This is a genomic window from Candidatus Cloacimonadota bacterium (assembly GCA_020532085.1).
Lineage (GTDB): Bacteria > Cloacimonadota > Cloacimonadia > Cloacimonadales > Cloacimonadaceae > Syntrophosphaera.
The window spans coordinates 1-4,431 of sequence record JAJBAV010000076.1 but is presented as its reverse complement, the minus strand read 5'-3'; the positions used below and the strand labels follow the sequence as shown (position 1 = coordinate 4,431).

General features: G+C 57.0%; 6 protein-coding genes. 2 read left to right on the top strand and 4 right to left on the bottom strand.

The window, feature by feature from the left end; translation table 11 throughout:
• Nucleotides 1–422: 422 nt before the first annotated feature.
• The 4 genes from LHW45_11065 to LHW45_11050 are packed head-to-tail and all read right to left on the bottom strand — an operon-like array spanning nucleotide 423 to nucleotide 3,222.
• On the bottom strand, nucleotides 423–845 hold the full coding sequence (locus LHW45_11065) for a hypothetical protein (protein ID MCB5286108.1): 423 nt from the start codon (nucleotides 843–845) through the stop codon (nucleotides 423–425).
• Nucleotides 842–2,428 (bottom strand): recombinase family protein, encoded by a 1,587-nt coding sequence (locus LHW45_11060; GenBank protein ID MCB5286107.1) that lies wholly within the window; start codon nucleotides 2,426–2,428, stop codon nucleotides 842–844. The genes LHW45_11065 and LHW45_11060 overlap by 4 nt, the downstream gene beginning before the upstream one ends.
• Nucleotides 2,418–2,945 (bottom strand): DUF2924 domain-containing protein, encoded by a 528-nt coding sequence (locus LHW45_11055; GenBank protein ID MCB5286106.1) that lies wholly within the window; start codon nucleotides 2,943–2,945, stop codon nucleotides 2,418–2,420. The genes LHW45_11060 and LHW45_11055 overlap by 11 nt, the downstream gene beginning before the upstream one ends.
• 34 nt (nucleotides 2,946–2,979) lie before the next feature.
• A complete protein-coding gene (locus LHW45_11050) occupies nucleotides 2,980–3,222 on the bottom strand; it encodes a hypothetical protein (GenBank protein MCB5286105.1) in 243 nt (80 codons plus the stop codon).
• Nucleotides 3,223–3,516: 294 nt separating this feature from the next.
• On the opposite strand from LHW45_11050, the gene LHW45_11045 reads away from it, so the two are divergent.
• Both LHW45_11045 and LHW45_11040 read left to right on the top strand, forming a co-directional pair.
• Nucleotides 3,517–3,750: a MarR family transcriptional regulator gene (locus LHW45_11045; protein ID MCB5286104.1), complete on the top strand. Its 234-nt coding sequence runs from the start codon at nucleotides 3,517–3,519 to the stop codon at nucleotides 3,748–3,750.
• 84 nt (nucleotides 3,751–3,834) lie between these two features.
• On the top strand, nucleotides 3,835–4,431 hold a 597-nt coding region (locus LHW45_11040), incomplete at its 3' end, for a hypothetical protein (GenBank protein ID MCB5286103.1).

Sequence of the window (4,431 nt, the reverse complement as noted above, 5' to 3'; positions counted from 1 at the left end):
ACCATTTAGAAAAGACAAACCCGTCTCTCTGGGGTCATTCTCCGGGGTGACGGGTTTTCTTTTTCCCCTTGTTTCTAAAGGGTTTGCGCCCGTTTCACATCTTTCCAAAGCACCTCTCCGCACCATAGATTCTCCCCATCCTCCAGCCATTCATTCTCTGTTTGACCCCTGATTCTCTGTTTTCTTCGGACCAAGTCCGAAGCTCGTCCGGAAAGCTACATCCTTGATTGATATAGGTTTCCGGCTGGTTGCCGTTTTTGGCGGTTACCTTAGGTCCTCGGGAGGTGCCGTAACCGGACGTATTTTTCGAAATCGCCTTCCTCGGTGATGAAAAGAAGTGTGGTCAATTCCGGTTTCCTGCCTCCGCCAAAAGAAAAGCCGACGCTGATGGTCGGCTCTGAGGGTGGTCTCCGGTCCGGTCGTCAGTCGGTGGCGAAACCAAACTGGCGGCGCTGCTCGGTCCAGTCTTCGGGGAAGGTTTGGGTCAGTTTAGCCAGCGAAAGTCCGTTGGGCTCCTCGCCGTTGATCAGGGCTTCGACGATGTCCGGGGCAAGGGTCGTTAGCTTGAGAATGCGGGTCACATACGAGCCGTCGACGTCGAGGGTACGGGCAAGCTCGCTGATGGACTTGATCTGGCCGGATTCGAGGATGTCGGCCCAGGAAAAGGCTCTTGCCAGCGCCTGGAGGATGGCGGACTGCACCGGCACCTGCGCCCCGGGGATTTCTCCATCCAGCGCCTGGGGAGCAATAACCGTCTTGCGGCCGCGCATGCGCCGGATGAGCATCGGGATGTGGATCTGCAAGTTGCCGTTGTCGGCCACGGTAATGGTCGGTTTGATTTTCATCGGCTTGCCCTCCGTTCAGTGACTTCGCATGCCAGGCCAGCCAGCTCGGCGATAAGCGTCGTCAGCCCGTTGGTGCGCAGCTCCATATCGATTCCAGTCTCGCGGATCTCTACCTTGTCTACCAGGAGGCGGATGAGCCGGTTCCGCTCTATCGGAAAAAGGTCCTCCCAGAAGCCCTCGATATTCTGGAAGGCCTCCGAGACGTCCAGCTCCGTGATGCTGTTCCCCTGGTAGGCTTTGCACCGCTCGCTCACATGCGTCAGTTGTTTCGAGAGCTCGACCGCCTGGCGGTTGACGGTCGTCAGCATCTCGGCCTTGCCCGGCTGATCGTTGCCGGGTTTCATCAGTTCGATGGCTTGCTCCCGAGCCTGTGACAGTTCCATCTCGAGTTGGTCTTTCTGCTTGAACAGCCGCTCCCGCTCCGCCTTCTCGATGTCACGGGCCGCGAAGTAGGTCTTGGCCACCAGCGTCGGCGTGCGGAACACCGCGCTCAACTGCTCGACCACGGCCTGCTCGATGTCCCCGGCGGGAATCCGTTTGAGAGGGCAGCGGCTCACAGTCCGTTTGCTGTCCTTCTCGCAGATGTAATAGGTGTAGTGTCGGCCGTTCTTGCGAGTGTAGGTCGGCCCCATCGAGCATCCGCAGTGGCCGCAGCGGATAACGCCTTTCAGAGGGGCGACCATTTTGGTTCTGGCCATGGATATCTTGACCGGTTTGTTGTCTGCCAGGCTGGCCTGCACCTTGTCCCAGGTCGCCCGGTCGATGATCCCATCTTGTTCCCCGGGGTAACTGCGGTCCTTATGGGCGATCTCGCCGATATAAATCCGGTTGTTCAGCAGCCGGTAAATATGGGCGGTGTTCCATTCGGAGCCTTCGCGCACCTTGCCTTTCTTGGTAGTCCAGGCCTTGGTGCGGTATCCCTGCTCGTTCAGTTCCTGCCCAAGCTTCTTTGCCGAGCCGATCTGGATGAACCGGCGGAAGATATACTGCACTGTCTTGGCTTCATCCGGGTTGACCAGCAGTTTCTTTTTTTCCCGGTCGACATCGTAACCGAAGATGGGCACGCCGCCGCAATATTTCCCCCGGCGCTTGGCGGCCGCCACCTTGTCCCGGATACGTTCGGCGATGACCTCCCGCTCGTATTGGGCAAAGGTGATCAGGATGCCGAGAAACATCCTGCCGGTTGGATCGGTGGTGCTGAAGTGCTGGGTGACCGAGACAAAGCTGACACCCTTTTCATTGAACACCTCAATCATCTTCATAAAGTCGAGCAGCGAGCGCGAAAGCCTGTCGATCTTATAGACCACGATCAAGTCTATCTTCCCGGCGTCGATATCCGTCAGCAGACGGCGCAGCGCCGGGCGCTCCATGGTGCCGCCGGAAAAGCCGCCATCGTCGTAGCGGTCCGACAATGCTGTCCAGCCCTGCATCCTCTGGCTTTCGATGTAAGCCTCGGCCGACTCCCGTTGCGCATCCAGCGAGTTGAATTCCTGCTCGAGTCCTTCCTCGTGGCTCTTGCGCGTATAGATGGCGCAGCGAAGAGTCTTGTTTCTGCCCGGCACGACATTGGCGTTATCGAGCATTGGCTCCTCCTTCGGCTTTCTTGCCGTAAACTTTTTTCAACCCGAAAAAAACCTTCCCATTCCAGCGCGTGCCGGTGATCTCTCTTGCCACCGCACTGAGCGACCGGAACGTGCGTCCGTCGAACTCATATCCCTCCGCTTGGGCGGTCACCTCGTAGCGCTGGTCATTCCAAATCCTCACCAGCCTGGTCCCCGGGAGGATGGTCTCATTCGCTTTTCGCTCTTCGGGAATGCGGCGGTTGACAGTCGCCACCAGATCGCCCTTGGCTACCTGACCGAGGTGTGTCTTGGCCCGCTCGGATAGCCCTCCGTAGAAAAGCTCCTGGATGCGATAGCCCAGCCGTTTGACCAGGAATTGCTTCTTGTATTGGGGCGGTTCGCCTCCGTAGAGGTCGAGCCATTTTCCCCGGAGCTGCTCTAAGGACATGGACTGCAGCAGCGCCATCTGCCGCAAGACCGAGTTTCTGGTTCGGTCCTGGGTTTTGCCGCTCGGGGCGGCTGTCTGTAACTCATTCATTTTCAACTCCTTATTTTAGGTTCCGGACGAGTTGTCATGAATGAACGCTCTGTTCGCGCAACGAATCAAGTCCTTCTCTGGTCGCGGTCGAAGAAACTTGGAAAATTTGTAAATCACTGCCGCCACATGACTTTTTCGCCTTTCTACGAAGGACTGCCGTTGCCAGTATCGAAACAGCAGCCTGGAGCCTGGCATCGCTCGAAAGCCGTTCCGGATTTTCATCTTTGCCGTGGATTTCTGCCCCCGGCTCATCTCTCAGCTCCTGTACATCCAACATCGAACACCTCCGGTTAGACCCGGGGGCTGGTGGTGTGGATGCCAGAAAACGTCGGCGGTTGGGATGCGCGTTTGATGGCACCCACAACCGCCTCAGCTCCGCTTCTGGTCGGTTATCTGGTTACGTCCGCCTTATCCGGACTTGCGTTGGTTACTTACCGGAGATCTTTGCAAGGTGACGGAATCAGACGAGAAGTCCTGTTTTTTTGATTGACCTGATATTCATCAGGTCGTATATTCTGTGGTCATAAATTGGGCTTAATCCGCTCAGTGGCTACGACACGGAGCAATCGCCATGGGAAAGAAAAAGGTCTCGGAAATAACCGACCCCCAAGCCAGGACGCTGAGGGTCATTTGCCAACTCATCGATGAAAAGGGGTTGCCGCCAACTGTGAAGGAACTTTCGGAAGCCCTCGACATCAGCCACGCGAGCGCCCACGAGCAGATCGCTCAACTGGTACGGAAAGGCTATCTGAAGAAAGAAGCTCGTAAGGCCCGGAGCATCGTCGTCATCAGAAGGCCCGAATAATGGTGCCGGGCCGAGAAAAATAAGGAGAACGACATGGGGCACGTCAGACTTGGGAGCCTTCCAAGATCGAGGGCATGGAAAGAGGTGGTCGGCCTGATCACGGCCGGTGCCGACGTGTCCCAAATCGCAAACGCCACAATACGGGCTGCTGACAAGGCCTTCTCATTTGTGCTCAACGATGAGGGGTTTACCGAGGCGGTATGGCTGATGACCCAGCTTGCCATTGCTGCCAAGAAGGACAACTTCAACGATCACCTGCAGTCGGTCGGCATCAATCTGCCGCAGGACACCTCATTGCCCGACGTTGCCGCCGCTGTTGCAGAGGCAATGGATCGGAAACTGGAGTCCAACGGTAGCCGCTCTGACTTGGGTGAGATGTCGCAGCGGGCCTTGGTTGGAGCATTGGTCGAACACATCTCTCCCAAGCTGCCCTCCTTGTTTACGCCAGACGCCAGTGACGTTCAGGCAGCATTGGCGTCGCTCGGGAAAAAACGGGAGTTCGGCGAGTTGTCCCGCACGTTCTTCGCCAAGCTGACCAACGAGAGCATGAATTATTTCCTGTCAAAAACGCTGGCGACCCATCTGGGCGAAGGCCAGCGCTTTGCCACCATGAATGAAATGGGACAATTCGAGAAAGCCCTGACCACGCACTGCAAAGAAGCATCCCTGATCGTCGAACAG

Coding starts and splice junctions, on each gene's coding strand:
- LHW45_11060 (MCB5286107.1), bottom strand. CDS start 2,428: ATGCTCGATAACGCCAATGTCGTGCCGGGCAGAAACAAGACTCTTCGC.
- LHW45_11050 (MCB5286105.1), bottom strand. CDS start 3,222: ATGTTGGATGTACAGGAGCTGAGAGATGAGCCGGGGGCAGAAATCCAC.
- LHW45_11065 (MCB5286108.1), bottom strand. CDS start 845: ATGAAAATCAAACCGACCATTACCGTGGCCGACAACGGCAACTTGCAG.
- LHW45_11055 (MCB5286106.1), bottom strand. CDS start 2,945: ATGAATGAGTTACAGACAGCCGCCCCGAGCGGCAAAACCCAGGACCGA.
- LHW45_11045 (MCB5286104.1), top strand. CDS start 3,517: ATGGGAAAGAAAAAGGTCTCGGAAATAACCGACCCCCAAGCCAGGACG.